Below are 26,350 nucleotides of genomic sequence, written 5' to 3'. Positions count from 1 at the left end.
CCCTCACATCCGGAAGACGCCGAACTGGGGGTCACCCAGGGGCGCGTTGGCGCACGCGGTCAGGGCCAGGCCCAGGACCTGGCGGGTGTCCAGTGGGTCGATCACACCGTCGTCCCAGAGGCGGGCCGTCGCGTAGTAGGCGCTGCCCTGGCGCTCGTACTGGGCGCGGATCGGGGCCTTGAAGGCGTCCTCCTCCTCCGCGGGCCAGGACTCGCCGCGGGCCTCCAGCTGGTCGCGCTTGACCGTGGCGAGGACCGAGGCGGCCTGCTCGCCGCCCATGACCGAGATCTTGGCGTTCGGCCACATCCACAGGAAGCGGGGGGAGTACGCCCTGCCGCACATGGAGTAGTTGCCCGCGCCGTACGAGCCGCCGACCACGACCGTGAGCTTCGGTACGCGGGTGCAGGCCACGGCCGTGACCATCTTGGCGCCGTGCTTGGCGATGCCGCCCGCCTCGTAGTCCTTGCCGACCATGAAGCCCGAGATGTTCTGCAGGAAGACCAGCGGGATGCCGCGCTGGTCGCACAGCTCGATGAAGTGGGCGCCCTTCTGGGCGGACTCGGCGAACAGGATGCCGTTGTTGGCGACGATGCCCACCGGATGCCCGTGGATCCGGGCGAAGCCGGTGACCAGGGTCTGGCCGAACTCGGACTTGAACTCCGCGAAGCGGGAGCCGTCGACGACCCGGGCGATGATCTCGCGCACGTCGTACGGGGTGCGGGAGTCGACCGGGACCGCGCCGTAGAGGCCGTGGGGGTCGACCTTGGGCTCGACGGGCTCCGTGACCTCCCAGGGGAGGGCGCCCCGGGCGGGGAGCGTGGAGACGATCGTGCGCACGATGCGCAGGGCGTGGGCGTCGTTCTCCGCGAGGTGGTCCGTGACGCCCGAGACGCGGGAGTGGACCTCGCCGCCGCCCAGCTCCTCGGCCGTGACGACCTCGCCGGTGGCCGCCTTCACCAGGGGCGGGCCGCCGAGGAAGATCGTGCCCTGGTTGCGGACGATCACCGCCTCGTCGCTCATCGCCGGGACGTACGCCCCGCCGGCCGTGCACGAGCCGAGGACCGCGGCGATCTGGGGGATGCCGGCGCCGGACATGCGGGCCTGGTTGTAGAAGATCCGGCCGAAGTGGTCGCGGTCCGGGAAGACCTCGTCCTGCATGGGCAGGAAGGCGCCGCCGGAGTCCACCAGGTAGACGCAGGGGAGGCGGTTGTCGAGGGCGACCTCCTGGGCGCGGAGGTGCTTCTTGACCGTCATCGGGTAATACGTGCCGCCCTTGACCGTGGCGTCGTTGGCGATGATCACCGCCTCGCGGCCGCTGACCCGGCCGATGCCGGCGATGACACCGGCGGCCGGGGCCTGGCCCTCGTACATCCCGTCGGCCGCGAGCGGGGCCAGCTCCAGGAAGGGTGAGCCGGGGTCGAGGAGGGTGTCGACGCGGTCGCGGGGGAGCAGCTTGCCGCGCGCCGTGTGGCGGGCGCGGGCCTTCTCGCCGCCGCCCTGTGCGGCCGCGGCCAGCTTGGCGCGCAGCTCCCCCACGAGGGTGCGGTGCGCCTCCTCGTTGGCCCGAAAGGCCTCCGACGCGGGGTCTGCCGCGCTCGTGAGCTCCGGTGCCTCGTGCATCCTGCGGTCCCCTCACCTTGTTAATGAGCGTTAACGCATTTCCTTCAGGTTAACGACCGCTAACCTCCCTGTCTAGAATTACTTTCATGGCCACGAGAACCGACGCCCCCACCCGACGCGAGCAGATCCTCAAGGAGGCCGCCCGGCTCTTCGCCGAGCGGGGCTTCCACGGGGTCGGAGTCGACGAGATAGGTGCCGCGGTCGGGATCAGCGGGCCCGGGCTGTACCGGCACTTCGCGGGCAAGGACGCGATGCTCGCGGAGCTGCTGGTGGGGATCAGCGGGCAGCTGCTGACCGGGGCGAAGCGGAGGGTCGCGGAGGCGGACGGGGGTGCGGGGGCGGAGGCGGTCCTCGACTCGCTGATCGAGGGACATATCGACTTCGCGCTCGACGACCGGCCTCTGATCACCCTGCACGACCGGGAGCTGGATCGCCTCCGGGACAGCGACCGGAAGATGGTGCGGCAGCTGCAGCGGCAGTACGTGGAGCTGTGGGTGGGGGTGGTGCGGGAGGTGTACCCGGGGCTGGGGGAGCCGGCGGCGCGGTCTGCCGTGCACTCGGTGTTCGGCTTGCTGAACTCCACGCCGCATCTGGGGCGGGCCGGGTCGTTGCCCGGGCGGGGGGCCACGGCGGAGTTGCTGCATCGGATGGCTCGGGGGGCGTTCGCGGCGGCGGGGGGCTGAGCGAACGGTGTCCGCGACCGCCGTCTGGCCGGGGCGTAACTCCGGCGACGCCGGTGATCCCGCTGGGTACGCTGGCCTGCCGTGATCGGCTGAAGGGGCCGCGATGAGCCAGTACTTCGACATGGGCGACGAGACCTTGTGGAACCCGTCCAACGGGGCCTCCCGCTTGTTCCGGCGGCAAGTAGCGGTTTTCGAGGCGGAACTGGGACTCTCGTCGGGTATCGGCCCCATGGAGAACGACGAGTGCCAGATCGACGTGGTCACCTTCGAGGCCTTCGTCAACGCCCTGCTGGCGTACCACCGAAGGGCGAGCCACGCCATCGTGCTGGCCCTCTCCGACGGCTTCACCGCCACTGTGCTGGCCCTTGCCGAGCGCGCCGGAATCGAGATGGACTGGGCACAGCTCGGCGCCGCCCCGGACGGCCCGCTCGAAGACGTGCAGGTCTCGGCCGTCACGGGGATGTCCGCCCCGGCGGAAGGCGGATCTTGGGCGGCAGGACTGCGCGAGAAAGCACGCGAGCTGGATCGCCGCATGCCCCGCTGACCGGAGCGGCTGGTCGAGCCACAACGCCGTACAGGCGTCTTCCACCCGCGCCGGCCTCGCGCGGTTTTGGTCTCGTACACCTCACGCGGAGCAAGCACTGGATTGGGCCGGACGACGAGATTGAACACGTCGGCAAGCCCATGCGGTGCCTAGACGCGCTGTCTCAAGCAGCGCCGCCGTCGGGAACGGGCAGGGGCGGCTGATCGTCGTACAGGGCATGCCTTCCGTTCTCGTTCTCGGTTTTGACCCGCACGCAGTGCCTGGCATGGACGGGGACGCCATGCGTGCGGTCCTGGACAAGGAACTGGCCCGTTTCGGCGAACATGCCATCGACGCTTCCATGGCACTGATCGCGCCGGATGAATCAGCCGAGTCCATGGTGGTGGCAGCACTGTCTGAACGGGACTGGGACGTGGTCGTCATCGGCGGTGGGATACGCAAACCGGAGCCTCTTCTGGTGTTCTTCGAGCAGGTCGTGAACCTGGTCCGAAGGCATGCACCGGGGGCCGCCATCGCGTTCAACACCAGCGGTGGTGACAGCGTCGAGGCAGCCAAGCGGTGGCTGTGAGCCCTGCCCTTGGGCCGAACCGTCTGCGGCGCAGCGAAACGCTGAACTCTCGCGGCAGCAGGTGTGACGACGAAGGATTGTGCGGCCTTGTCCCCTCCTGCTTTCACGGGCATCTCCCGGTGCACATCTCGGCGGTTTGATCGAGGAGTCGGCCGCTCCGTGGACGGCGCGCTGTGGGTCCGCGCTGCACGATCGACGGGGCGGAAAGGGCAAGCAGCAGCCGGGCGCCGGGCGATCGGGGAGATCCGCCCGCTGCTGGCCGCGCGGGGCTTCGCCGCCCCGCCCGAGACGAACGCGCAACGGCCGGGACGGTGGGCCTTGGGGTCTCCGACCGCACCGCCCGACGGCCCACCCGACACAAGTCGGCCACCGTGACGAGCATTACCCCACCCCCACCCTGGACGCTCCTCGCTACTCACCGGTACCTTGGTCTGAGCAAGCGCTTAGACAGCTGAGGTCCGTGGAGGTGGCGGCGTGCGCCGTACGGTGTTCAATGAGGATCACGAGGCGTTCCGGGAGACCCTTCGCGCCTTCATCGAGGCCGAGGTCGTGCCCGTGTACGACGAGTGGTTCGCGGCGGGCCAGGCGCCCCGCGACTTCTACTACAAGCTCGGCGAGCTGGGCATCTTCGGCATCAACGTGCCGGAGGAGTTCGGCGGCGCCGGCCTGGACAGCCACAAGTTCGAGGCCGTGCTGTACGAGGAGACCGCTCGCGCCGGCGTCCAGTTCGGCGGCTCCGGCGTGCACGTGCTGCTCGCCCTGCCCTACATCAAGATGCTGGCGACGGACGAGCAGAAGAAGCGGTACCTGCCGAAGTTCGTCACCGGCGAGGAGATGTGGGCCATCGCGATGACGGAGCCGGGCACCGGTTCCGACCTCGCGGGCATGAAGTCCACCGCCAAGCTGAGCGAGGACGGCACGCACTACGTCCTCAACGGCGCCAAGACGTTCATCACCGGCGGCGTGCACGCCGACCGCGTGATCGTCTGCGCCCGCACCTCCCCGCCCACCGCCGAGGACCGCCGCCACGGCATCTCCCTCTTCGCCGTCGACACCAAGTCCGAGGGCTACTCCGTCGGCCGCAAGCTCGACAAGCTCGGCCTGAAGACCTCCGACACCGCCGAGCTGGCGTTCGTCGACGTCAAGGTGCCCGTCGAGGACCTCCTCGGCGAGGAGAACAAGGGCTTCTACTACCTCGGCCACAACCTGGCCTCCGAGCGCTGGGGCATCGCCTTCGGCGCCTACGCGCAGGCCAAGGCCGCCGTCCGGTTCGCCAAGCAGTACGTGCAGGAGCGCACGGTCTTCGGCAAGCCGGTCGCGCACTTCCAGAACACCAAGTTCGAGCTGGCCGCCTGCCAGGCCGAGGTGGACGCCGCCGAGGCCGTCGCGGACCGCGCGACCGAGGCCCTCGACGCCGGTGAGCTGACCCCCGCCGAGGCCGCCTCCGCGAAGCTGTTCTGCACCGAGGTCGCCCACCGCGTCATCGACCGCTGCCTCCAGCTGCACGGCGGCTACGGCTACATGAACGAGTACCCGATCGCCCGCCTGTACGCGGACAACCGCGTCAACCGCATCTACGGCGGCACCAGCGAGATCATGAAGTCGATCATCGCGAAGGACATGGGGCTGTAAGCCGGCCGTAGTCATTGGCCGGTACAACAGTCCTCATGAGCCAGGCACTTCAGGACCTCCTCGATCTGCTCGACCTGGAGCAGATCGAGGAGGACATATTCCGCGGCCGGTCCCGGTCCGCCGTCGTCCCCCGGGTCTTCGGCGGGCAGGTCGCGGCGCAGGCGCTCGTCGCCGCCGGGCGGACGGTCCCCGAGGACCGGCCCGCTCACTCCCTCCACGCGTACTTCCTGCGTCCGGGCGATCCCGGCGCGCCCATCGTCTACACCGTCGACCGCATCCGCGACGGCCGCTCCTTCACCACCCGCCGGGTGGTGGCCGTCCAGCACGGCAAGCCGATCTTCCATCTGTCGGCGTCGTTCCAGGTGTACGAGGACGGGCTGGACCACCAGGAGCCGATGCCTGCCTCGCCCGACCCGGCGACCCTGCCGACCGGGGAGGAGCGGCTGCGCGGGTACGGGCATCTCGACCCGGTCGTGGTGGAGAAGTTCCTTCAGGCGCGGGCCGCCGTCGATCTGCGGTACGTCGACGAGCCGCCGTACGGGAAGTTCGGCGAGCCGCGCGAGCCGCACTCGCAGGTGTGGTTCCGCACCAACGGCAAACTGGCCGACGACCCGCTGCTGCACGTCGTCCTCGCCACGTACGTCTCCGACATGACGCTGCTGGACTCCGTGCTGCTCGCGCACGGGCGGGGCGGCTGGGCCGTCGGGGACGTCGTCGGGGCCTCGCTGGACCACGCGATGTGGTTCCACCGGCCGTTCCGCGCGGACGAGTGGCTGCTGTACGACCAGGAGTCCCCGTCCGCGTACGGCGGCCGGGGACTGGGGCAGGCGCGGATCTACACGCAGGACGGCCGGCTGGCCATCACGGTCATCCAGGAGGGCGTGGTCCGCGTCCCGCGCGGGCCGGGCGCTAGCTGAGGCCCGCCTCCGCCAGCAGGTACGCCGTCATCGGGTCGTAGTGGCGGGGGCTGACCACGTGGTCGTCGAGGGGCACCGTCACCTGCACGGTCCCCTCCGCCTCGGCGATGAACAGGGCCGGGTCGTTGCAGTCGGCGTAGCCGACCGAGTCGACGCCGTGCTGCCCGGCGTAGCCCGCCCAGCCGTGGTCGGCGACGACCAGGTCGGGCAGCGGGCGCCCCTCGCGCTCCAGGGCCGTCAGGATCGCCTTCATCGGTTCGCCCGAGTGGGTGTGCCACAGGGTGGCGCCGTGCTCCAGCACCGCCACGTCCGCGAACTGCATGACGTAGCCCTCCTCCGTCGTCAGCCCCTCCGGGATGACGACGATCTCGCAGCCGGCCGCGCGCAGGGCCGCCGCGGTCGCGCGGTGCACGTCGAGCAGCCCGCCCGGGTGGCCGGTGGCGAAGAGGACCCGCTGCTGCCCGTCGGCCGCCTTGCGCAGCCGCCCGGCCATCCGCTCCAGCCCGGCCACGGTCAGCTCCGGGTCGATGGTGTCCTGGCCGTACCGGTGCTCGGGGTCGTCGTTCACCCCGACGCGTTCCGCCATCACCGCGAGGACGTCCTGCTCGTCGCTCCAGCGGTCGCCGAGTTCCAGGCCGAGCCAGTAGTGGCGGTCGCCGTTCGCCAGCTTGCGGTAGTGGGAGAGGTTGTTCTCGCGCGGGGTGGCGACGTCGCCCGCGATGCGCGTCCTGACGAGGTGCTCGACGAGTTCGGCGCGGCTGGGTGTCCCGGGTATCGGCATGGCACCCATTGTGAGGCAGCCGACTGTGGGCGACCCTGGCGTATCGCACGCTGGGACGTGCGTCACGTACTCGGAGAGGTCCCGCTCACGTACTCAGATGTGCCGCAGCGCGAACCAGAGTTCCATGCGGACGTCCGGGTCGTCGAGGTCCGTCTCCAGCAGGGCCGCGCAGCGGGCGATGCGCTGCCGGACGGTGTTGCGGTGCACGGACAGGGCGACGGCCGTGCGGTCCCAACTGCCGTGCAGGGAGAGCCAGGCGCGCAGGGTCTCGGTGAGCGCGGGGTGGGCCGTGACGGGCGCGAGCAGGGCGCGGGCGTGGGCCGTCGCCTCGCCGGGCGGGACCAGGCCGGCGAGGGCGGGGCGCGGACCGTGCCGGAGCAGCGGGGTCCGGGTGGCGCGGGCCCGGGCCAGGGCGCGGGCCGCCTGGGTGTCGGCGGCGGGCCAGTCGGCCGGTGTGACGGCGGCGCTGACGCCCAGGGTCCAGCCGGGCAGCGGGGCCGGTTCCCGGTCGGCCGGGACCAGGACGCGGACGACGTCGCCCGCCGGATCGACCAGGGCGGAGCCGAGCGCGGCGCCCAGCGCGGAGGCCGCGACGGGGTCGGGGGCGCCGTCCCCGTCCGGCCGGGCGTGCACGACGAGCCACCGCTCACCGCCCAGCAGCGGCGCGACCTCCTCGGGCGGCGCGCCCAGCAGCAGCCGCACCAGCGCGGCGGAACGGGCCGCCCCCGTGCCGCTGTGCTGCTCCCCGGTGAGGAGGGACAGCAGCACGGCGGCGACGGAGGCGATGGTGTGGTCCCCGGGGGCGCGGTGCGGGGTGGCCACCCCGAGCACGAAGCCGTGCCCGGCGCCGAGGGCGTAGACCGCGAGGTGGGCGCCGTTGACGGTGTCGGTGGCGGAGGCCGGGCGGCTCGTGGGTGCGGTCGGGGTCGGGGTCGGGGCGGGGCGGCCGGACGCGGGACCGGGACGGTGCCCCGCGCGAGACCGGACCGCCTCGGGCTCACCCGGGCGGGTCACGGCCGCGTGGTGCCGCGGTGCGGAGCTGGGCGGCGGTGTCCCGCTCCCCGGCGGCGCCGGTCGGTCCGGCTGTACGACCTTCGCCAGCCGCGCCAGCGCCGCGCGCGCCTCGCCTCCCGGCTCCCGCCCCGCCCCCGCGATCTCCGCCCCGTCGGGCCCGTACAGCACGGCCCGGCCGCCCAGCCGCTGGGCCAGCCGGCGGAGGACCGAGGGGACCGGGTCGGGGCGGGAGGCGGCGGAGGCGAGGCTCTGCTGGGCCTCGGTCACCCGGCGGAGTTCGGCCAGGCGGGCCCGGGACATCAGCTGCCAGACCGCCCTGGCCACCCCCGAGAACGTGGTCTGCGGCGGCACCTCCAGCAGCGGCAGGCCGTGCGCCTCGCAGGCCTCGACCAGCGCCCTCGGCACCGTGTCGTGCACCGGAGCCACCCCGAAGCCCAGGGCCGCTCCGCCCGCCGCGACGATCCGGGAGACGTAGTCGTCGAAATAGGTCCCGGACCCCGTCGCCTCCGGGATGTGCACGCCCGCCGTGAGCAGCAGCTCCCCGCCCAGCAGGTACGGATACGGGTCGGCCATCTCCGAGGTGTGCACCCAGTGCACGACGGTGCCGGCGGCGGGCGGTCCAGCGATCTGCCGCAGCGCCAGCTCCTCGCGGGCCAGCAGCGCGGGCAGTTCCACCGGCGGGGTGGGGGGAACAGCCGACTCCGGCATGGTGTGCGTTCCCTCCATTCGCAGCCACCTGGAATGGATGAAACGTACACTTCGCAGTCGCTTTCCGGCCACCTAGGGTCAGTCCTCGTCCCCCTCGTCGTCCCCCGCGACCGAGCACGTGCGAAGGAGGCCGTATGGCCGTCGACTACCTCGTGATCGTCGTCTACCTGGCCGGGATGCCGGCCATGGGCTGGTGGGGCATGCGCCGCGCCCGGTGCAAGAGCGAGTTCCTCGTGGCCGGCCGCCGGCTCGGCCCGGCCATGTACTCCGGCACCATGGCGGCGATCGTCCTCGGCGGCTCGATCGGCGTCGCGTACTCCACCCTCGGCGGCATGTGGTCGATCACGCTGACGGACATGGTGCGGTTCGTCGTGAAAAACACGCGTGTTCGCCGCCCGCAGCGACCGCACCGCCAAGTGGGGCGGGACCATCGCCGGCACGTACTGCCTCGCCTACGCCCTCGCCGGTGCGGTCATCGGTACGGCCGCCAAGGTGCTGTACCCGAAGCTGGGCAGCGCGGACGACGCCTTCGCGACGATCGTGAAGGACGAACTGCCCGTCGGCGTGCGCGGGTTGGTGCTCGCCGCCGCGCTGGCCGCCGTGATGTCGACCTCCTCCGGCGCGCTGATCGCCCGCGCCACCGTCGCCAACAACGACATCTGGTCAAGGCTGCGGGGGAGGGCCGCCGAGGGGGAACGCGACGAGGTGCGGGGAAACCGCGCCTTCATCCTGCTCATGGGCCTCGCCGTGATCGCCACGGCCATCGCCATCGACAACGTCGTGGAGGCCCTGACCGTCGCCTACAACCTCCTCGTCGGCGGACTCGCGGTCATCGTGCTGATGGCGACCCACGGCATCCTGGCCAACGAGCCCGTGTACCACGGCCTGCTCGCCCCGTCCTGGCCGCCTGGCGCGAGCGGCTCGCCGGACGGTCTTCCGAACTCCCGTCCGAACCGGTCGCGGCTCCCCAGTAGAGTCGTAGAGCAAGCAGTACATACGCGATGAAGCGTAGGAAAGAAGGCATTTCTTCATGAGCAGCAACGAGACTCCGCGCGGGCCCGTCGACTCCTCCCGCATCCCGCGGTACGCCGGTCCCGCGACCTTCGCCCGGCTGCCCCGGCTCGACGAGGTCGGCCGGGCCGATGTCGCCGTGGTGGGCGTGCCGTTCGACTCGGGTGTCTCGTACCGGCCGGGCGCCCGCTTCGGCGGCAACGCGATCCGTGAGGCGTCCCGGCTGCTGCGCCCGTACAACCCGGCGCAGGACGCCTCGCCCTTCGCCCTCGCGCAGGTCGCGGACGGCGGTGACATCGCCGTGAACCCGTTCAACATCAACGAGGCCGTGGAGACCGTCGAGGCCGCCGCGGACGACCTGCTCGGCACGGGCGCCCGGCTGATGACCCTCGGCGGCGACCACACCATCGCGCTGCCCCTGCTGCGCTCGGTCGCGAAGAAGCACGGCCCCGTCGCCCTGCTGCACTTCGACGCCCACCTCGACACCTGGGACACCTACTTCGGCGCCGAGTACACCCACGGCACCCCGTTCCGCCGCGCGGTCGAGGAGGGCATCCTCGACACCGAGGCGCTCTCGCACGTCGGCATCCGCGGCCCGCTCTACGGCAAGCAGGACCTCACCGACGACGAGAAGATGGGCTTCGGCATCGTCACCTCGGCGGACGTCTACCGGCGCGGTGCCGACGAGGTCGCCGACCAGCTCCGCCAGCGCATCGGCGACCGGCCGCTGTACATCTCCATCGACATCGACTGCCTCGACCCGGCCCACGCCCCCGGCACCGGCACGCCCGAGGCCGGCGGCATGACCTCGCGCGAGCTGCTGGAGATCCTGCGCGGGCTGGCCTCCTGCAACCTGGTCTCGGCGGACGTCGTCGAGGTGGCCCCCGCGTACGATCACGCGGAGATCACATCGGTGGCCGCGTCCCACACGGCGTACGAACTGACCACGATCATGTCCCGCCAGATCGCCGCGGCCCGGAAGGACTCGGAAGCCAAGTGACCCACGACCACGACCTGGTGCTCCGCCCGACGCCCGCCCAGACGGAGGCCGCGCTCAACCCTCCTGACGGCCGCACCGGCGGAGACCTGGTCGTGGAGAGCCTGGCCGCCCTGGGCGCGACGACCGTCTTCGGCCTGCCCGGCCAGCACGCCCTCGGCATGTTCGACGCGCTGCGCCGCTCGGACCTGCGCTACATCGGCCTGCGGGTGGAGAACAACGCCGGGTTCGCGGCGGACGCCTACGGCCGGATCACCGGCGAGGCCGCGCCGCTGCTGCTGTCGACCGGGCCGGGCGCGCTGACGTCCCTGCCCGCGCTCCAGGAGGCGGCGGCCGCGTCCGCGCCGGTACTGGCGATCAGCAGCCAGGTCCCGACGGCGGGCCTCGGCGGCGGGCGCCACGGCTACCTCCACGAACTGCCCGACCAGGCGGCCTCGTTCCGGGGCGTGGTCAAGTCCGTGCACACCGCGCGCACCCAGTCGCAGATCCCCTCCGCGATCGAGGCGGCCTGGAAGTCGGCGCTGACCGCCCCGCACGGGCCGGTGTGGGTGGAGATCCCGCAGGACGTGCTGCTCGCGGAGACGGCCATCCCGGTGGTGACGGGCGGCGACGCGTTCCCCGAGGAGCTGCCGCCCCGCCCCGAGCTCACCGCCGTCGCCGCAGACCTGCTGTCGAACGCGGCCCGCCCGGCGATCATCGCGGGTGGGGGAGTGGTCCGGGCGGACGCCTCCGGCAAGCTGAAGCAGCTGGCGGAGAGGCTCCGGGCGCCGGTCGTCACGACCCCCGGCGGCAAGGGCGCGTTCCCCTGGACGCACCCGCTGTCCCTCCAGTCCTGGCTGGAGGACCGGCACACCACCGACTTCCTGGAGGACGCCGACGTCCTCCTCGTCGTCGGCTCGGGCCTCGGTGAACTCTCCTCGAACTACCACACGTTCAAGCCGCGCGGCCGGATCGTCCAGATCGAGGCCGACCTCGGCAAGCTGGAGTCCAACCACCCGGCCCTGGGCATCCACGCGGACGCCCGGCTCGCGCTCCAGGCGCTGCTGGAGACGGTGACGCCCCGCGAGGACGCGACGGCCCCGGACCGGGTCCGGGACCTGCTCGCGAAGGTCGCCGACCGCATCGCCGCCCAGGACCTCACCCTGGAACAGGACGTGCTGGCGTCCGTGCGCCGGGCGCTCCCGGCCGACTCCCCGTCCTTCTGGGACATGACCATCCTGGCCTACTGGGCCTGGTCGGCCTTCGACGCCAAGGGCCCCAACCACCTGCACTCCGCCCAGGGCGCGGGCGGCCTCGGCTACGCCTTCCCGGCGGCCCTCGGCGCGGCGGTGGCCGACCCGACCCGCCCGGTCCTCGCGGTCTCCGGCGACGGCGGCGCCCTGTACTCGATCGCCGAGCTGGCGACGGCCCGCCAGTACGGCCTGAACGTCACCTGGCTCATCGTCGACGACGGCGGTTACGGCATCCTGCGCGAGTACATGACCGACGCGTTCGGCGAGGCGACCGCGACGGAACTGACCCGGCCGGACTTCGTGGCGCTGGCCGAGTCCTTCGGCGTCCCCGGCGTCCGCACCACCCCGGAGAACCTGGAGCGGGATCTCGCCAAGGCGCTGGCCTCGCCCGGGCCCTCGGTGGTCCTGCTCCCCGCGGTGCTGCGGATGTTCGCGCCGACACATCTGGACTGAGCGGCGGCCGGACCGGCCGGGCGGAGTTTCCCGCTCCTCACATGGGAGGGCCAGGAGGGGGCACTTGGAGTATCCGCCCACCAGCGAAGGGGAGCAGATCATGGCAATCGCAGCCGTCATAGCCGTCTGTGTCGTCCTGGCCGTCCTGGCGTTCCTCGTCCCCCGCCTCTCCCGCCATCCCGAACGCGGCACACAGCGCACGCTCGGTGCCGGCGCCCGGGCCGGAGGCAAGGCGCCCGGCCCCCTGGGCCGGCTCTTCAGCAAGCCCTTCCGCACCAGCTCGCGGGCGGTGAGCCGCAGCGGTTCGGCGGGCCGCCGGACCCGCGGCCGCCTGCCCTTCTGACCGGGGCGCCGGCCCAGCGGGAGCGAGGACATGAACACCGAAGACGCCGACAGGCTGCTGGAAGGGCTCACCGTCGACGACAGCAGACGCGAGCAGCCCATCGTCCTGGACGCCGACGGGCGTCCCATCCGCACCTGGCGGGAGAACTACCCGTACGACCGCAAGGTGCGGCGCAAGGAGTACGAGCGGACCAAGCGCGTCCTGCAGATCGAGCTGCTCAAGCTCCAGCGGTGGGTCAAGGACACCGGCGCACGCGTGGTCGTCGTGTGCGAGGGGCGTGACGCGGCGGGCAAGGGCGGCACGATCCAGCGGCTCACCGAGCGGCTGAACCCGCGCGGCGCCCGCGTGGTCGCCTTGGACAAGCCCACCGAGCGCGAGAAGGGCCAGTGGTACTTCCAGCGGTACATCGCACAGCTGCCCACCGCCGGGGAGATCGTCTTCTTCGACCGCTCCTGGTACAACCGGGCCGGTGTGGAGCGGGTGATGGGCTTCTGCTCCAAGGACGAGTACGAGCTGTTCCTCGACCAGTGCCCGGTCTTCGAACGGATGCTGGTCGACGACGGCATCCTGCTCGTGAAGTTCTGGTTCTCCGTCTCCCGCGCGGAGCAGCGCACCCGCTTCGCGATACGGCAGATCGACCCCGTGCGCCAGTGGAAGCTGTCCCCGACCGACCTGGCCTCGCTGGACCTCTGGGACGACTACACCGAGGCGAAGGTCGACATGTTCCGTGCCACGGACACCGCGCACGCGCCCTGGACCGTGGTCAAGAGCAACGACAAGCGGCGCGCCCGGCTGGAGACCATGCGCAGTCTGCTGTCGCGCATCGACTACGCCAGCAAGGACGAGGAGGCGGTCGGCACACCGGACCCCCTCATCGTCGGCGCCGCCGACACACTTCTGGAGCCGGGTGAGGAGGACACCACCCTGTCACCCACCCCCCTGTCCTCCGGCGCCGACGGCCCGGGCCGCCACCCGGAAACCGGCTGACGCTCACCGTCCGAGGCGGCCCACCCGCACCGGTCGCCGGTCGCCGGAGGATGTCGCGTTACTGGTCGCGTGACAGGTCGCGTTACTAGAGGCCGTCGCGGACCATCGCGGCGACGATGTGGACGTGGCGGTCGGCCGCCGTGTTCGACCACTCGTTGTCGTAGTTCAGGCCGTAGGGCCAGAAGTGGCCGCCGCCGGTGGAGATCTTGGCGCCGGAGCCGTCGTACTGCTTGACGAGCGCGGTGGCCTGCGCGCCGGTCCAGGTGCCGCTGCCGCCGAGCCGGGACCAGCCGCCGCTCAGTCCCACGCCGAGGGTGTGGGAGATCTCGTGCAGGGCCGTCCGCTCGGTCATGTAACTGCGGTTGCTGCCGAAGCGGATCGTGCCGTTGGTGCTGCCGTCGGCGGTGGGGACGCCCGGCTCGTAGCGGACGGTGATGGTCTTGCCCAGGTCGCTGAGGTTGTTGTAGCGGGCCACGGCCGCGTTCATGGCCTTGGTGATGAGGTCGTAGGCGGAGCGCTGGTCCGCGGTGGGGTTGCTCGCGCGGACGAGGGACCAGGTGATGGTGGCCGCGGCGGCGCGTTCCCGGGCCGGGGCGGGCGCGGTCCGGGGGGTGGCGGCCTGGGCGACACCCGGTCCGGCCAGCAGCGCGGCCGTCAGGGCGGCCACGAGTGCCTTGCGTGGGCTCATTGCGGATCCTCCTGTGGGGGGCGGCCGTCACGAAACTTTCGACACTTCGCACGGCGTTCGGGATCTCGGACATACGGCGCCGCGGTCCCCATCGGAGCGGATGAAACGAAAGCCCTTGCCCGACACGGCAGTTGGCGCGCTGTCGACCGCAAGTATCCCGGTGGGAAAGGTGACGTCAAGGGTTCGTGCAGAGGTCAGTGGAACCAGAAGAGCAGCGTGTCCGGGTTCGTCCCGAGCTTGCGCGAACGCTCCCACTCCTCCGCCTCGAACCGCATGACCTCGGCGAACCGGCGGGCCGCGTCGCGGAATTCGGCGTCCAGCCGGTCCAGCACGGACGCGTAGGCGTCGGCGAGGGCACCGGCCCGCTGGGCCGGCAGGGTGCCGATGGCGGGCACGGCGTCGCCGGGGTGGGGCAGGCGCAGGGGCGGGCCGCTGAACAGGAACGTGCCGGGGAGCAGGTCGGACGGGACGCCGTGCCGGGCCAGTTCGTCGTCCAGGGCGTAGAACCACGCCGGGCGCCGCCAGTCGCCGAGGTCGGTGGGGTCCGAGAAGTGCGCGGCGACGACCTGGTAGAAGGCGTAACTGTACGAAGGGCAGAGGTCGGTGCTCGGGGTGCCGTCGATCAGCTCCTCCAGGGCCTGGCGGATGGAGACGTCCAGCTCGATGCCCTGCTCCAGGAACCGGGCGTCGGTGCGCTCGCACTCCGTGCGCACCCGGGCGAGCGTGCGCTCCTGCTGCTCGGTCCGCTCCACCGCGGTGAGCAGCCGCACCACCGTCCGCATGTCGCCGGTGCTCATCTCCAGGCAGTAGCCCACCGCTCGTTTCCCTTCACCCGCTCGCCGGACACCCGGTGTCCATGATCGGGGACGGGGGAACGGCCCCGGACCGAGGGGTCGGGGCCGTTCGACCGTGCGGGCCGCCGGGGTGACGTGACGTCAGCTGACGTCGGACGCGTCCAGGCGGTAGATCGCCGACTGGTTCGACTGCGCCGAGGAGCCGGAGGCCGATCCCGAACTCGATGCCGAATTCGTGCTCTTGCTGTAGTCGCTCTCCCGCACCGCCGTGCCGTGCTTCCGCACCCACGCCGTGACCTCGGAGCTGACGGCGGAGCCGCCGCCCGGGCCGCCCCCCATGCCGCCGCCGAGCTGGATGTAGTGCAGCTCGCCGTCCTTCACCAGCTCCTTGAGCCGGGTGAGCGTCATCGCCTTGTCACTGCCGGACCAGCCCCACATGGAGATGACGGGCTCGCCGCTGCTGACGATGAGCTGGGCCGCGCCCTGCGAACCGGACACCGCCAGCAGCCACTTGGCGCCGTCCCGGTGCTTCTTCAGGTACGCGATCAGCTCGCTGCTCGCGCCGCCGCCCATGCCGCCGGGCTGCCGGGCGCCGGAGCTGCTGCCCTCGGCCGTGCCGCCGGCGCTGCCCGGGGGTGTGCCGACCGCCCCGCCAGGAGCCTGACCGCCCTGGCTGTTCTGGCCGGTCTGCCCGCTCCGGCCGCCCGGTCCGCCCTGCCCGTTCTGGCCGCCGGGCGGCATCCCGCCGCCCGGGAGCCCCCGGCCGCCGGTGCCCCCGCGCCCGCCTCCGCCTCCAGGCCCGCCGAAGCCGCTCCCCGTGGACGGCCCCGCCGTCGGGTTCGTACCGCCCATGCCGCCGCCGGCTCCGGACGACGGCACCGACCAGGCGTACGCGGCCGGTCCCGCCACCGCCGCCACGACCGCCGCCGCCACCGACACCCCGAGCAACCGCAGCCGCAGGCCCGAGGTGCCGGAGCGGAAGACGAACAGGCCCGCGATCGCCAGCGCCATCACGACCAGGACGGCAGGCCACAGCCAGGTGTTCCAGCCGGAGGCCCGCCGCAGCAGCACCACGGCCCAGACGGCCGTGCCGCCCAGCCCGAGGGGCAGCACCCACACCCACCGCCGGTCGGCCTGGAAGGCGCGCAGCAGCATGACCCCGCCGCCCCCGCACAGCGCCGCGACGCCCGGGGCGAGCGCGGTCGTGTAGTACGGGTGCATCGTGCCCTCGGCCAGCGCGAACGTCAGGTAGTGCAGGGCGGTCCAGCCGCCCCACAGCACGAGCGCGGCCCGGGTGGGATCCGTACGCGGGGCGCGGCCGCACAGCACCAGGCCACCGGCGAGGGCGACACCGGCGAAGGGGATCAGCCAGGAGATCTGGCCGCCGAGGATGTCGTTGAACATCCGGCCGAGGCCCGCGGTGCCGGAGAAGCCGCCGCCCCCGCCGCCCCCGCCGTTGCCGTCACCACCGAGGATCCGGCCGAGGCCGTTGTAGCCCATGATCAGGTTCCAGGCGGTGCCGTCGGTCGAACCGCCGATGTAGGGCCGCTCGGAGGCCGGCACCAGCGACACGGCCGCCGCCCACCAGAAGCTGGACACCGCCAGCACGACACCGGCGAGCAGCAGGTTCACGATCCGCTTCGGCCACGCGGGCCGGGCCGCGTACAGGTAGACCACGAGCACGGCGGGCAGCGCGATGTACCCCTGGAGCATCTTGGTGTTGAAGGCGAGCCCGAAGCAGGCCGCCGAGCCGAGCAGCGGCAGCAGCCGACCGTCGCGCGTCGCGCGCAGGGCGAGGGCCGCGCCGGACACCATGAGGAACACCAGCAGGGTGTCGGGGTTGTTGTCACGGTTGATGGCGACCGTGATCGGGGTGAGGGCCAGGACGAGGGCCGCCACGGCCGCCGCCGCGTGCCCGAACACCCGCTTCACGCAGGCGTGCAGGATCCAGATCGTGGCCAGGGCCGCCCCGATCATCGGCGCCATCATCTGCCAGGTGCCGTACCCGAAGACCCGGCACGACAGGCCCATGACCATCAGCGCGAGCGGCGGCTTGTCGACGGTGAGGAAGTTCCCGGCGTCCAACGAGCCGAAGAACCAGGCCTTCCAGCTCTCCGTGCCGCTCAGCACGGCGGCGCTGTAGAAGCTGTTGAGGCCGGCGCCGGACAGGTTCCAGGAGTACAGCACCGCGGCCAGGGCGAGGATCGCGAGCAGGACGGGGAGCGACCAGCGCGGAGCGGCGGCGTCGCCTCGGGGCGGGTTCGCGGGGGGCTCGGCGGCGCGGAGCTGGGTTTCGGCGGCAGATGTCACCCGAGCATCGTGGACAGCCCCGGTTGGTGGCCGCTGTGGCGAAGCTGGCCCTTTCCTGTGAAACCGCACGGCGCGAGGTAACGACTCGTATAAGCCTTCGCCAATGCCTACAACCTTTACCCCACGCTCGTGTGTCAAGGGATGCATGACTCCTGGGATATCCCGCCGTGCCAGAGTGCTGGCGGTGGCCGTGGGTACGGGTGTGCTCGTGCCGCTCGTCGCCGCCGCCACGCCCGCGGCCGCCGCCACCCCGGCCGTGAGCTGCACCTCGGCCAAGGCCGGCCTCGCCGCCAAGCTGCAGAAGGACATCACGGCCGCGCTCGCCACCCGCAAGGGCACCGTCGCCGTCGGCCTCCACGACCGCAGCACCAACACGACCTGCACCCTGCGCGCGAACTCCGCCTACGACTCGGCCAGTGTGGTCAAGGTCACCGTCCTCGCCGCGCTGCTGTGGGACGCGAAGAAGTCGGACCGGTATCTCACCGACCGCGAGAACACCCTCGCCAAGGCCATGATCACCAAGTCGGACAACGCCGCGACCTCCACCCTGTGGAAGCAGCTCGGCATGACGAAGATCAAGGGCTTCCTCGCCGCGGCCGGCATGACCCAGACCAAGCCCGGCGCGAACGGCTACTGGGGCCTGACCCAGATCACCGTCACCGACGAGCAGAAACTGCTGAAGCTCATCACCGGCAAGAACACGGTCCTGAGCGACAACTCCCGCGCCTACATCCTCAAGCTGATGAGCCAGGTCGTCTCGTCCCAGCGCTGGGGCACCCCGTACGGCGTTCCCTCCGGCGTCACCGTCGCCGTCAAGAACGGCTGGCTGCAGCGCTCCACGAACGGCTGGCGGGTGCACAGCATCGGCGCGTTCAAGGGCGGCGGCCACGACTACACGATGAGCGTGCTCACCCACGGCAACAGCACCATGAACTACGGCATCGCCACCATCCAGGCCGTGGCCAAGGTCATCCACCGGGACCTGGCCGCGAGCTGACCCTTCACCCCATCGCCCACCCGGCGTCACCGGCCCGCCCTACGGTGACGCCCATGCCTCTGCGAACCCACCTCGCCCTCCTCACGGCGGGCCTGGCGGCGGCCACGTGCCTGACCGCCGCCGGCCCCGCCCAGGCGTCGACGTCCCACGCCTGCTCGCCGTCCGTCTCCATCGACGGCTTCTCCGACGCGCTCGACAAGACGACGTACGAGAACACCGTCGTCGGCAACTTCTCCGCGCTGGCCGTCGACCGGGACGGCTCCCTGGCCGCCCTCTCCGACCGCTCGTCCCTGTTCCGCCTGGACGCGCGGACGCTGCGGCCCCGGTCAGTGCTCCCCCTCTCCGACGAGAAGGGGGCCGCGCTCGACTCCGAGGGCCTGGTCGTGGACCGCGACGGCAGCTACCTCGTCTCCTCCGAGACCGAGCCGTCGGTACGCCGCTACTCCCGCACCGGCGCGATCCTCGACCGGCTCCCCGTCCCGGACGACCTGCGCGTGGCGCCCGCCGGCCGCGCCCGGTCCAACGGCACCTTCGAGGGCCTGACCCTGCTGCCCGGCGGCCGCACCCTCGTCGCGTCCATGGAGTACCCCCTGGCCGGCGACCCCGCCGACACCGTCCGCTTCCAGACCTGGCAGCGCCACGGCTCCCGCTTCCGGCTCGGCGCCCAGTACACCTACCGCACCGACCCCGGCCTGGGCGTTCCCGAGATCCGGGCGACTCCCGACGGCCGCCTCCTCGTCCTGGAACGCGGCTTCACCGCCGGCGTCGGCAACACGGTCCGCCTCTACCTGGCCGACCCCCGCCACGGCCTGCGGAAGACCCTGCTCACCGACCTCGTGACCTGCCCGTCCCTGGGCGCCACGGCCAGGCAGCCCCAGCCGAACCCCCTCCTCGACAACATCGAGGGCATGACGGTCACGGGCCGCGCCAAGAACACCCTGAGGGTCCTGCTGGTCAGCGACGACAACGAGAACCCGGCCCAGACGACCCGCTTCTACGCTCTGCGGGTACGCCTCTGATCACATCTCCCAGCCCAGCAGCGGGACACGGACCCCGGTGAGCAGGGCCAGGACCAGCACCGCCGACAGCAGCAGCACCGCGGCGAGGCGCACCACGGCGAGCGCGTCCACCGCGGTGCGCAGCGGCGGCCAGGGCAGCAGGCGCAGCGTCCAGGTCACCGCGACCGAGACGGCGAGGAGCAGGGCCAGCCGGGCGATCTCCGCGTCGCCGGACATCTGGCGCGGCGCGCCCGGGTCCAGGTCGTAGCCCTCCGCGTACATCGCGAAGGCGAGTACCCGCCAGCACAGGGCGGCGCACAGCGCCACCACGGCTTCGGCGCGCGCGAAGCGGGGTCGCCGCCAGGCCCGGGCGAGTGTCGCATGCATGATCGGACGACCTTAGCCCAGTCCTACGACCTTGGTCGGGTGTTCCTCCTCCCCTGGTCGGGGAAGGGGCGGCGCGGGATGAAATCCGGGGCTCTCCGCGTTGGTGCCTTCCGGCAGAGCAGGACGACAGGAAGGCATCGGCGTGACACCGAAACGGGGATGGGCACGACGGCTGTGGGCGTACGCGTGGCGCCACCCCAAGGACGTCGTACTCGCCCTCGGGTCCTCCCTCGCCGGCATGGCCGTGATGGCCCTCGTCCCGCTGATCACGAAGGTGATCATCGACGACGTCATCACCGAGCACACCAGGTCCATGACCACCTGGGCCGGTCTCCTCATCGCCGCCGCCCTGGTCGTCTACGTCCTCACGTACGTCCGCCGCTACTACGGCGGCCGTCTCGCCCTCGACGTCCAGCACGACCTGCGGACGGAGATGTTCGGCACGATCACCCGGCTCGACGGCCGCCGCCAGGACGAGCTGTCCACCGGCCAGGTCGTCGGCCGCGCCACCAGCGACCTCCAGCTGATCCAGGGCCTGCTCTTCATGCTCCCGATGACCATCGGGAACTTCATGCTCTTCCTGATCTCCCTGGTGATCATGGCGTGGCTGTCCGTGCCGCTCACCCTGGTCGCCCTGGCCGTGGCGCCCGCCCTGTGGTGGATCGCCAAGCGCAGCCGCACCCGCCTGCACCCCTCCACCTGGTACGCCCAGGCCCAGGCCGCCGCCGTCGCGGGCGTGGTCGACGGGGCCGTCAGCGGCGTGCGTGTGGTGAAGGGCTTCGGGCAGGAGGAGCAGGAGACCGGCAAGCTCCGGGACGTCAGCCGCAGGCTCTTCGCGGGCCGGCTGCGCACCATCCGCCTGAACTCCGTCTACACCCCGGCCCTGCAGTCCGTCCCCGCCCTCGGCCAGGTCGCGATGCTGGCCCTCGGCGGCTGGCTGGCCGTGCGCGGGCACATCACGCTCGGCACGTTCGTCGCCTTCTCCACCTACCTCGCGCAGCTGGTCGGCCCGGTCCGCATGCTCGCCATGGTGCTCACGGTCGGCCAGCAGGCCCGCGCCGGCACCGAGCGCGTCCTGGAGCTGATCGACACCGAGCCGTCCCTGACCGACGGCACCAAGGACCTGCCCGCCGACGCGCCCGCGACCGTCGAGTTCGACGACGTCTCCTTCGGCTACGAGGACGGCCGGCCCGTCCTCGACGGCCTCTCCTTCGAGATCCGCCCCGGCGAGACCCTCGCCGTCGTCGGCTCCTCCGGCTCCGGCAAGTCCACCGTCTCCCTGCTCCTGCCGCGCTTCTACGACGTCACCCGCGGTGCCGTCCTGGTCGGCGGGCACGACGTGCGCGAGCTGACGCTGGAGTCGCTGCGGTCCGCGATCGGGCTGGTCCCGGAGGACTCGTTCCTCTTCTCCGACACTGTCCGCAACAACATCGCCTACGGCCGCCCGGACGCCACCCAGGAGGAGATCGAGAAGGCCGCCCGCGCCGCCCAGGCGGACCGGTTCATCGCCGAACTGCCCGACGGTTACGACACCACCGTCGGCGAGCACGGCCTCACCCTCTCCGGCGGGCAGCGCCAGCGCGTCGCCCTGGCCCGCGCGATCCTCAGCGACCCGCGCCTGCTGGTCCTGGACGACGCCACCTCCGCCGTGGACGCCCGCGTCGAGCACGAGATCCACGAGGCGCTCAAGGGCGTCATGCGCGGCCGCACGACCCTGCTGATCGCCCACCGCCGCTCCACCCTGAACCTCGCCGACCGCATCGCCGTGCTGGACGGCGGCCGGCTCGCCGACATCGGCACCCACGAAGAACTCCAGGAGCGCTCGGCGCTCTACCGCCGCCTGCTCACCGACCCCGACGAACTGGGCGCGGTCTCCCCGGGCCACACCCCGCCCGCCTGTCCCGAGGAGGACACCTCCGTACGGGAGGAGCTGGACGCGGAGTTCGACGCCGAACGCGGGGTCACGCCCCGGCTGTGGAGCGGTGACCGCGAGCGCAAGGATCTGGCCCTCGCCGAGAGCCCGGCCACCCCCGAGCTGCTCGCCCAGGTCGAGGCGCTGCCCCCGGCCACCGACGTGCCGGACGTCGACGAGTCCCGGGCCGTCCAGCCGGAGGAGTCCTACGGCCTGCGCCGGCTGCTGCGCGGCTTCGGGCTGCCGCTGCTGGTCAGCCTGGCCCTGGTCGCCACCGACGCGGGCATGGGCCTGCTGCTGCCGGTGCTGATCCGGCACGGCATCGACTCGGGCGTCACGCAGGCCGCGCTCGGCGCCGTGTGGGCCGCGTCCCTGCTCGCGCTGCTGACGGTGGTCGTGCAGTGGGCGGCCCAGGTCGGCGAGACCCGTATGACCGGACGTACCGGCGAGCGGGTCCTGTACTCGCTCCGCCTGAAGATCTTCGCCCAGCTCCAGCGCCTCGGGCTCGACTACTACGAGCGCGAGCTGACCGGCCGGATCATGACCCGGATGACGACCGACGTCGACGCGCTGTCGACGTTCCTGCAGACGGGCCTGGTCACCGCCTTCGTCTCGGTCGTCACCTTCTTCGGCATCATGGTCGCCCTGCTGGTCATCGACCTCGAGCTCGCCCTGGTCGTCTTCGCGACGCTGCCGCCGCTGATCATCGCCACGTACTTCTTCCGCCGGGCGAGCGTGAAGGCCTACGAACTGGCGCGCGAGCGCGTGTCGGTGGTCAACGCCGACCTGCAGGAGTCCGTGTCCGGGCTGCGGATCGTGCAGGCGTTCCGGCGCGAGCGGGACGGCGGGCGACGGTTCGCCGAGCGCAGCGACAGCTACCGTCGGGCGCGCATCCGCGGCCAGTGGCTGATCTCCGTGTACTTCCCGTTCGTGCAGTTCCTGTCGTCGGTGGCGGCCGCGGCCGTGCTGATCGTGGGCGGGGCCCGGGTCGACGACGGCACGCTGGCCATCGGCTCCCTGGTCGCCTACCTGCTCTACATCGACCTGTTCTTCGCGCCCGTGCAGCAGCTCTCCCAGGTCTTCGACGGCTACCAGCAGGCGTCCGTCTCGCTGGGCCGCATCCAGGAGCTGCTCCAGGAGCCGACGTCGACGAAGTCCGCCGACGAACCCCGCGAAGTCCTGTCCCTGCGCGGCGAGATCGCCTTCGAGGACGTGCACTTCGCCTACGGGGACGACGAGGAGGCCCTCGGCGGGGTCGACCTGCGCATTCCGGCCGGGCAGACCGTCGCGTTCGTCGGCGAGACCGGCGCGGGCAAGTCGACCCTGGTCAAGCTCGTGGCCCGCTTCTACGACCCGACCGGCGGCCGGGTCACCGTCGACGGTGCCGATCTGCGCACCCTGGACCTCACCTCGTACCGGCACCGTCTGGGGGTCGTCCCGCAGGAGGCGTACCTCTTCCAGGGCACCGTCCGCGACGCCATCGCCTACGGCCGGCCCGACGCCACCGACGCCGAGGTGGAGGCGGCGGCCCGGGCGGTCGGCGCCCACGACATGATCGCCACCCTGGAGGGCGGCTACCTCCACGAGGTCGCCGAGCGCGGCCGCAACCTCTCCGCCGGGCAGCGCCAGCTCATCGCCCTGGCCCGCGCCGAGCTGGTCGACCCGGACGTGCTGCTGCTCGACGAGGCCACGGCCGCCCTCGACCTGGCCACGGAGGCCCAGGTCAACCAGGCCACCGACCGCCTTGCCGGCCGCCGTACGACCCTCGTCGTCGCCCACCGGCTCACCACCGCCGCCCGCGCCGACCGGGTCGTCGTCATGGACCACGGCCGGGTCGCCGAGGACGGCACGCACGAGGAGCTGCTCGCGCGCGGCGGCCGGTACGCGGAGCTGTGGCGGACCTTCATCGGTGCCGCCGAGCCGGAGGAGCCGGTCGGCGCGTCCCGTTGAGCCCTCCCCGGGACCGCGTTTCCGTAACGCTCGTGCAACCGTCCGACATACGTCATGCGTCCGTACACCCGTACGCCGATGGTCGCGGACGACGCGGTACGAGAGGACGACAGTGGACAGTGGAGCGATACGCCGACGGCTCGCGCTCGGCCTGGCCGTGCTGACCGCCTCCGGCCTGCTCGCCGTCGCGGCCCCGGGCGAGGCGCAGGCCGCCTCCGCCGCCTACTGCCCCGGCCGCAAGGTCCGCACCCTGCCGTTCTCCACCGGGACCGTGCTCGTCTACAAGCGCGGCGGCTACGTCTGCGCCGTGACCCTCACCAAGAAGCCCGGCGTGAAGCGCGCGATGTCGGTGAGCGTGCAGGCGCGCGGCAACCTGCCGGTCGTCGACCAGGGCAGGTTCGCCTATCACGCGGGCCCGGTGACCGTGCACGCCGGGCGCCGCTGCGTGTGGCTCAAGGGCAAGGTGGGCCGGGGGAAGTACAGCTCCGGCTGGATCCTGTGCTGACTCCCGGCACCCTCTGAAGTGCGCCCGCGCACAGGGATTTCCCTATGTCCCCTGGTGCTTGGGCGAGTTGGTCCGCTAGCTTCCGGCGCACATCTGTCTCACAGGGGAGTGCGCATGCGCAAGGCGCTCAGATGGCTGCTGGCGCTCACGGTGCTCATAGGCACCTTGGGCACGGCGGGAGCGGCCACCGCCGCCGACGCCACCGGCACCGACGGCACCACCGACATCAAGGAAAGGCTGCTCTCCGTACCGGGCATGAGCCTGGTCGAGGAGAAGCCGTACACGGGCTACCGCTTCTTCGTCCTGAACTACACGCAGCCGGTCGACCACCGCAGGCCCTCCAAGGGCACGTTCCAGCAGCGCATCACCGTGCTGCACAAGGACGTCTCGCGCCCGACGGTCTTCTTCACCAGCGGCTACAACGTCTCCACGACGCCCCGCCGCAGCGAGCCGACCCAGATCGTGGACGGCAACCAGGTCTCCCTGGAGTACCGCTTCTTCACCCCGTCCCGGCCCCAGCCGGCCGACTGGTCCAAGCTGGACATCTGGCAGGCCGCCAGCGACCAGCACCGCGTCTTCACGGCGCTGAAGGGCATCTACGGCAAGAAGTGGATCTCCACGGGCGGCTCGAAGGGCGGCATGACCGCCACCTACTACGAGCGCTTCTACCCGCGTGACATGGACGGCGTCGTCGCCTACGTCGCCCCCAACGACGTGGTGAACAAGGAGGACTCGGCCTACGACCGGTTCTTCGCCCGCGTCGGCACCAAGGAGTGCCGCGACCGGCTGAACGGCGTGCAGCGCGAGGCGCTGGTGCGCCGCGAGCCGCTGGAGAAGAAGTACGCCGCCTACGCGCAGGACAACGGCCTCACCTTCACCACCATCGGCAGCCTGGACAAGGCCTACGAGGCCACCGTCCTGGACTACGTGTGGGGCTTCTGGCAGTACAGCCTGCTGTCCGACTGCGACCAGATCCCGGCCGACGCCAAGAACGCCACCGACGACGAGATCTGGGACTCCGTCGACACGATCGCCGGCTTCTCCGCCTACGCCGACCAGGGCCTGGAGCAGTACACGCCGTACTACTACCAGGCGGGCACGCAGCTCGGCGCGCCGACGATCGGCTTCCCGCACATCGAGAAGCAGTACATCCGCTACGGCTACCAGCCGCCCCGGAACTTCGTCCCCCGGGACATCCCCATGCGGTTCCAGCCGCAGGCGATGCGGGACGTCGACAGCTGGGTGCGGCACAACGCCCGGCAGATGCTCTTCGTCAACGGCCAGAACGACCCGTGGAGCGCGGAGCCGTTCCGCCTCGGCAAGGGCGCGAAGGACTCCTACGTCTTCACCGCCCCGGGCATGAACCACGGCGCCAACGTCGCGAGCCTCGTCCCCGAGCAGAAGGCACTCGCCACCGCCCGCATCCTCGACTGGGCCGGTGTCGCCCCGAGCGCGGTGCAGGCCGACCCGCAGACGGCCAAGCCGCTGGCGAAGTTCGACGCCAAGCTGGACAAGCGGGACGTGCAGCGCGAGATGACGCTGCGTCCGTAAGCCCGTAGTCCCCGCGCCCGGCCGCTCACAGCGGCCGGGCGCACCCCACCGGCCGGTCCCCGCCGAGGCGGACGTACAGGGCGGTCGAGGCGGGGCAGTCGGCCCGCGCGGTGACCGCCCGGGTCACCTTGAACTCCGGCTGCTGCTCGCCCTTCCCGTCGCAGGCCGCCTCGCGGACCTGCCCGTCGCCGGAGCTGTAGACGCAGTCGCCGACGATGGTGCGCGGACCGCCCCCGCCGCCCGGGTCGCCCGGATGCGGCGGCTGGAGGTTGCGCATGCACGCGTAGCCCTGCGGCACCGCCCCGTCGCCGTCCTCGTCGGACGCGGGCCGCTGCTCGCTGATGTGCAGCACGAAGTCGGTGGTCGCCGGGCAGCGCGGCCCGTCCCGCACCGCGCCGTCGTGCCGCGCCACGACCCGCGCCGCCGCCCGCTCCCCGGAGCACGGCACCTCGGTGAAGCTCGTCGTGCCGAACGAACTGCACTCGTCGACCGCGAGGAACACCGCCCCGTACCCGGACGGCCGGGCCGGCTGTGGCGACACCGCGGAGGGACTCCCGGTCGCCGGCTCGCCCGGCCGGCCGTCCTCCGCCACGCCCGCCGACGGGCTCTGGCACCCGGTCAGCAGTGCTCCGAGCAGCACCAGCCGCCCGCACACCACCCCCGCTGAACTTCTCTCGCGCATCGCCATCCCCCCGAGTGCCCAGGGCCCGTCGTCCAGATCACAAACGACAGGCCCTGGCCCAGCGTGACTCTCCGGGTGGGCGCACG

22 protein-coding genes and 2 pseudogenes are annotated in these 26,350 nt (G+C 72.1%); 15 read left to right on the top strand and 9 right to left on the bottom strand.

What is annotated here, in order from left to right; translation table 11 throughout:
- Positions 1–3: 3 nt before the first annotated feature.
- A complete protein-coding gene (locus tag ABZ386_RS28215) occupies positions 4–1,620 on the bottom strand; it encodes a carboxyl transferase domain-containing protein (protein ID WP_356616295.1) in 1,617 nt (538 codons plus the stop codon).
- Between the two features lie 86 nt (positions 1,621–1,706).
- Here ABZ386_RS28215 and ABZ386_RS28210 point away from each other — a divergent pair, with 86 nt between their 5' ends.
- Both ABZ386_RS28210 and ABZ386_RS28205 read left to right on the top strand, forming a co-directional pair.
- Positions 1,707–2,303 carry a TetR/AcrR family transcriptional regulator gene (locus ABZ386_RS28210; protein WP_114252830.1) on the top strand — a complete coding sequence of 199 codons (597 nt, stop codon included), beginning with the start codon at positions 1,707–1,709 and terminating at the stop codon, positions 2,301–2,303.
- A 103-nt stretch (positions 2,304–2,406) separates the two neighbouring features.
- Positions 2,407–2,847: a DUF6086 family protein gene (locus ABZ386_RS28205; protein WP_351341736.1), complete on the top strand. Its 441-nt coding sequence runs from the start codon at positions 2,407–2,409 to the stop codon at positions 2,845–2,847.
- Positions 2,848–2,897: 50 nt separating this feature from the next.
- On the opposite strand, the pseudogene ABZ386_RS28200 reads toward ABZ386_RS28205, so the two are convergent.
- A pseudogene (locus ABZ386_RS28200) lies at positions 2,898–3,005 on the bottom strand (nucleotidyltransferase family protein); the annotation flags it as partial.
- Positions 3,006–3,064: 59 nt separating this feature from the next.
- Between ABZ386_RS28200 and ABZ386_RS28195 the strand changes: the two are divergent.
- The 3 genes from ABZ386_RS28195 to ABZ386_RS28185 all read left to right on the top strand — a co-directional run bounded on the left by ABZ386_RS28195 (position 3,065) and on the right by ABZ386_RS28185 (position 5,964).
- A complete protein-coding gene (locus tag ABZ386_RS28195) occupies positions 3,065–3,415 on the top strand; it encodes a hypothetical protein (protein ID WP_351341733.1) in 351 nt (116 codons plus the stop codon).
- 474 nt (positions 3,416–3,889) lie between these two features.
- Complete coding sequence (locus tag ABZ386_RS28190) at positions 3,890–5,047, top strand: acyl-CoA dehydrogenase family protein (RefSeq protein WP_351341730.1); 1,158 nt, start codon at positions 3,890–3,892, stop codon at positions 5,045–5,047.
- A 35-nt stretch (positions 5,048–5,082) separates the two neighbouring features.
- Positions 5,083–5,964: an acyl-CoA thioesterase II gene (locus ABZ386_RS28185; RefSeq protein WP_351341727.1), complete on the top strand. Its 882-nt coding sequence runs from the start codon at positions 5,083–5,085 to the stop codon at positions 5,962–5,964.
- Here the strand turns inward: ABZ386_RS28185 and ABZ386_RS28180 are convergent.
- Positions 5,957–6,745, bottom strand: coding sequence for a phosphatase (locus ABZ386_RS28180; RefSeq protein ID WP_351341724.1), 789 nt, complete (start codon positions 6,743–6,745; stop codon positions 5,957–5,959). The two genes, ABZ386_RS28185 and ABZ386_RS28180, sit on opposite strands and share 8 nt — an antisense overlap.
- Before the next feature lie 93 nt (positions 6,746–6,838).
- Complete coding sequence (locus tag ABZ386_RS28175) at positions 6,839–8,485, bottom strand: PucR family transcriptional regulator (RefSeq protein WP_358966371.1); 1,647 nt, start codon at positions 8,483–8,485, stop codon at positions 6,839–6,841.
- 116 nt (positions 8,486–8,601) lie between these two features.
- On the opposite strand from ABZ386_RS28175, the pseudogene ABZ386_RS28170 reads away from it, so the two are divergent.
- The 5 genes and pseudogenes from ABZ386_RS28170 to ppk2 all read left to right on the top strand — a co-directional run bounded on the left by ABZ386_RS28170 (position 8,602) and on the right by ppk2 (position 13,490).
- Positions 8,602–9,441: pseudogene (locus ABZ386_RS28170) on the top strand (hypothetical protein).
- 56 nt (positions 9,442–9,497) lie between these two features.
- Positions 9,498–10,478 (top strand): agmatinase, encoded by a 981-nt coding sequence (speB, locus tag ABZ386_RS28165; protein WP_031114210.1) that lies wholly within the window; start codon positions 9,498–9,500, stop codon positions 10,476–10,478.
- Positions 10,475–12,160 (top strand): thiamine pyrophosphate-binding protein, encoded by a 1,686-nt coding sequence (locus tag ABZ386_RS28160; RefSeq protein ID WP_358966368.1) that lies wholly within the window; start codon positions 10,475–10,477, stop codon positions 12,158–12,160. Before speB ends, ABZ386_RS28160 begins: the two co-directional genes overlap by 4 nt.
- 100 nt (positions 12,161–12,260) lie before the next feature.
- Entirely contained in the window at positions 12,261–12,503 is a 243-nt protein-coding gene (locus tag ABZ386_RS28155; RefSeq protein ID WP_351341714.1) for a DUF6411 family protein, read from the top strand.
- Between the two features lie 30 nt (positions 12,504–12,533).
- Positions 12,534–13,490: a polyphosphate kinase 2 gene (ppk2, locus tag ABZ386_RS28150; protein WP_358966365.1), complete on the top strand. Its 957-nt coding sequence runs from the start codon at positions 12,534–12,536 to the stop codon at positions 13,488–13,490.
- Between the two features lie 85 nt (positions 13,491–13,575).
- On the opposite strand, the gene ABZ386_RS28145 is transcribed toward ppk2, so the two are convergent.
- The 3 genes from ABZ386_RS28145 to ABZ386_RS28135 form a co-directional block, all read right to left on the bottom strand.
- On the bottom strand, positions 13,576–14,178 hold the full coding sequence (locus tag ABZ386_RS28145; RefSeq protein ID WP_351341709.1) for a hypothetical protein: 603 nt from the start codon (positions 14,176–14,178) through the stop codon (positions 13,576–13,578).
- Positions 14,179–14,372: 194 nt separating this feature from the next.
- On the bottom strand, positions 14,373–14,975 hold the full coding sequence (locus ABZ386_RS28140; protein WP_356500950.1) for a hypothetical protein: 603 nt from the start codon (positions 14,973–14,975) through the stop codon (positions 14,373–14,375).
- 138 nt (positions 14,976–15,113) lie between these two features.
- Positions 15,114–17,282, bottom strand: a complete 2,169-nt coding sequence (locus ABZ386_RS28135) for a glycosyltransferase family 39 protein (RefSeq protein ID WP_358966361.1) — start codon at positions 17,280–17,282, stop codon at positions 15,114–15,116.
- Positions 17,283–17,427: 145 nt separating this feature from the next.
- On the opposite strand from ABZ386_RS28135, the gene ABZ386_RS28130 reads away from it, so the two are divergent.
- Together ABZ386_RS28130 and ABZ386_RS28125 are read left to right on the top strand one after the other, a co-directional pair.
- Positions 17,428–18,279, top strand: coding sequence for a serine hydrolase (locus ABZ386_RS28130; RefSeq protein WP_351341701.1), 852 nt, complete (start codon positions 17,428–17,430; stop codon positions 18,277–18,279).
- A 53-nt stretch (positions 18,280–18,332) separates the two neighbouring features.
- On the top strand, positions 18,333–19,298 hold the full coding sequence (locus ABZ386_RS28125; RefSeq protein ID WP_351341699.1) for an esterase-like activity of phytase family protein: 966 nt from the start codon (positions 18,333–18,335) through the stop codon (positions 19,296–19,298).
- Here ABZ386_RS28125 and ABZ386_RS28120 read toward each other — a convergent pair whose 3' ends face one another.
- Complete coding sequence (locus tag ABZ386_RS28120; protein WP_358966359.1) at positions 19,299–19,664, bottom strand: hypothetical protein; 366 nt, start codon at positions 19,662–19,664, stop codon at positions 19,299–19,301. It lies immediately after the preceding gene.
- A gap of 142 nt (positions 19,665–19,806) precedes the next feature.
- Here ABZ386_RS28120 and ABZ386_RS28115 point away from each other — a divergent pair, with 142 nt between their 5' ends.
- The 3 genes from ABZ386_RS28115 (at position 19,807) to ABZ386_RS28105 (ending at position 25,582) form a co-directional block, all read left to right on the top strand.
- Positions 19,807–23,526, top strand: a complete 3,720-nt coding sequence (locus tag ABZ386_RS28115) for an ABC transporter ATP-binding protein (RefSeq protein ID WP_356500944.1) — start codon at positions 19,807–19,809, stop codon at positions 23,524–23,526.
- Between the two features lie 112 nt (positions 23,527–23,638).
- Positions 23,639–24,031, top strand: a complete 393-nt coding sequence (locus ABZ386_RS28110) for a hypothetical protein (protein WP_351341691.1) — start codon at positions 23,639–23,641, stop codon at positions 24,029–24,031.
- A 114-nt stretch (positions 24,032–24,145) separates the two neighbouring features.
- Positions 24,146–25,582, top strand: coding sequence for a S28 family serine protease (locus ABZ386_RS28105; RefSeq protein WP_358966356.1), 1,437 nt, complete (start codon positions 24,146–24,148; stop codon positions 25,580–25,582).
- 25 nt (positions 25,583–25,607) lie between these two features.
- Here ABZ386_RS28105 and ABZ386_RS28100 read toward each other — a convergent pair whose 3' ends face one another.
- Entirely contained in the window at positions 25,608–26,264 is a 657-nt protein-coding gene (locus ABZ386_RS28100) for a hypothetical protein (protein ID WP_358966353.1), read from the bottom strand.
- Positions 26,265–26,350: the final 86 nt, after the last annotated feature.

It is taken from the genome of Streptomyces sp. NPDC006140, from assembly GCF_040628815.1.
In the GTDB taxonomy this organism is placed as follows: domain Bacteria; phylum Actinomycetota; class Actinomycetes; order Streptomycetales; family Streptomycetaceae; genus Streptomyces.
This window is presented reverse-complemented; position numbering and strand designations above follow the sequence as displayed.

Excerpts from the sequence above, each read along its gene's own strand:
- ABZ386_RS28215 (WP_356616295.1), bottom strand. The coding sequence starts at position 1,620 with ATGCACGAGGCACCGGAGCTCACGAGCGCGGCAGACCCCGCGTCGGAG.
- ABZ386_RS28210 (WP_114252830.1), top strand. The coding sequence starts at position 1,707 with ATGGCCACGAGAACCGACGCCCCCACCCGACGCGAGCAGATCCTCAAG.
- ABZ386_RS28205 (WP_351341736.1), top strand. The coding sequence starts at position 2,407 with ATGAGCCAGTACTTCGACATGGGCGACGAGACCTTGTGGAACCCGTCC.
- ABZ386_RS28195 (WP_351341733.1), top strand. The coding sequence starts at position 3,065 with ATGCCTTCCGTTCTCGTTCTCGGTTTTGACCCGCACGCAGTGCCTGGC.
- ABZ386_RS28185 (WP_351341727.1), top strand. The coding sequence starts at position 5,083 with ATGAGCCAGGCACTTCAGGACCTCCTCGATCTGCTCGACCTGGAGCAG.
- ABZ386_RS28180 (WP_351341724.1), bottom strand. The coding sequence starts at position 6,745 with ATGCCGATACCCGGGACACCCAGCCGCGCCGAACTCGTCGAGCACCTC.
- ABZ386_RS28175 (WP_358966371.1), bottom strand. The coding sequence starts at position 8,485 with ATGGAGGGAACGCACACCATGCCGGAGTCGGCTGTTCCCCCCACCCCG.
- speB (WP_031114210.1), top strand. The coding sequence starts at position 9,498 with ATGAGCAGCAACGAGACTCCGCGCGGGCCCGTCGACTCCTCCCGCATC.
- ABZ386_RS28155 (WP_351341714.1), top strand. The coding sequence starts at position 12,261 with ATGGCAATCGCAGCCGTCATAGCCGTCTGTGTCGTCCTGGCCGTCCTG.
- ppk2 (WP_358966365.1), top strand. The coding sequence starts at position 12,534 with ATGAACACCGAAGACGCCGACAGGCTGCTGGAAGGGCTCACCGTCGAC.
- ABZ386_RS28145 (WP_351341709.1), bottom strand. The coding sequence starts at position 14,178 with ATGAGCCCACGCAAGGCACTCGTGGCCGCCCTGACGGCCGCGCTGCTG.
- ABZ386_RS28140 (WP_356500950.1), bottom strand. The coding sequence starts at position 14,975 with ATGAGCACCGGCGACATGCGGACGGTGGTGCGGCTGCTCACCGCGGTG.
- ABZ386_RS28130 (WP_351341701.1), top strand. The coding sequence starts at position 17,428 with ATGACTCCTGGGATATCCCGCCGTGCCAGAGTGCTGGCGGTGGCCGTG.
- ABZ386_RS28125 (WP_351341699.1), top strand. The coding sequence starts at position 18,333 with ATGCCTCTGCGAACCCACCTCGCCCTCCTCACGGCGGGCCTGGCGGCG.
- ABZ386_RS28120 (WP_358966359.1), bottom strand. The coding sequence starts at position 19,664 with ATGCATGCGACACTCGCCCGGGCCTGGCGGCGACCCCGCTTCGCGCGC.
- ABZ386_RS28105 (WP_358966356.1), top strand. The coding sequence starts at position 24,146 with ATGCGCAAGGCGCTCAGATGGCTGCTGGCGCTCACGGTGCTCATAGGC.
- ABZ386_RS28100 (WP_358966353.1), bottom strand. The coding sequence starts at position 26,264 with ATGCGCGAGAGAAGTTCAGCGGGGGTGGTGTGCGGGCGGCTGGTGCTG.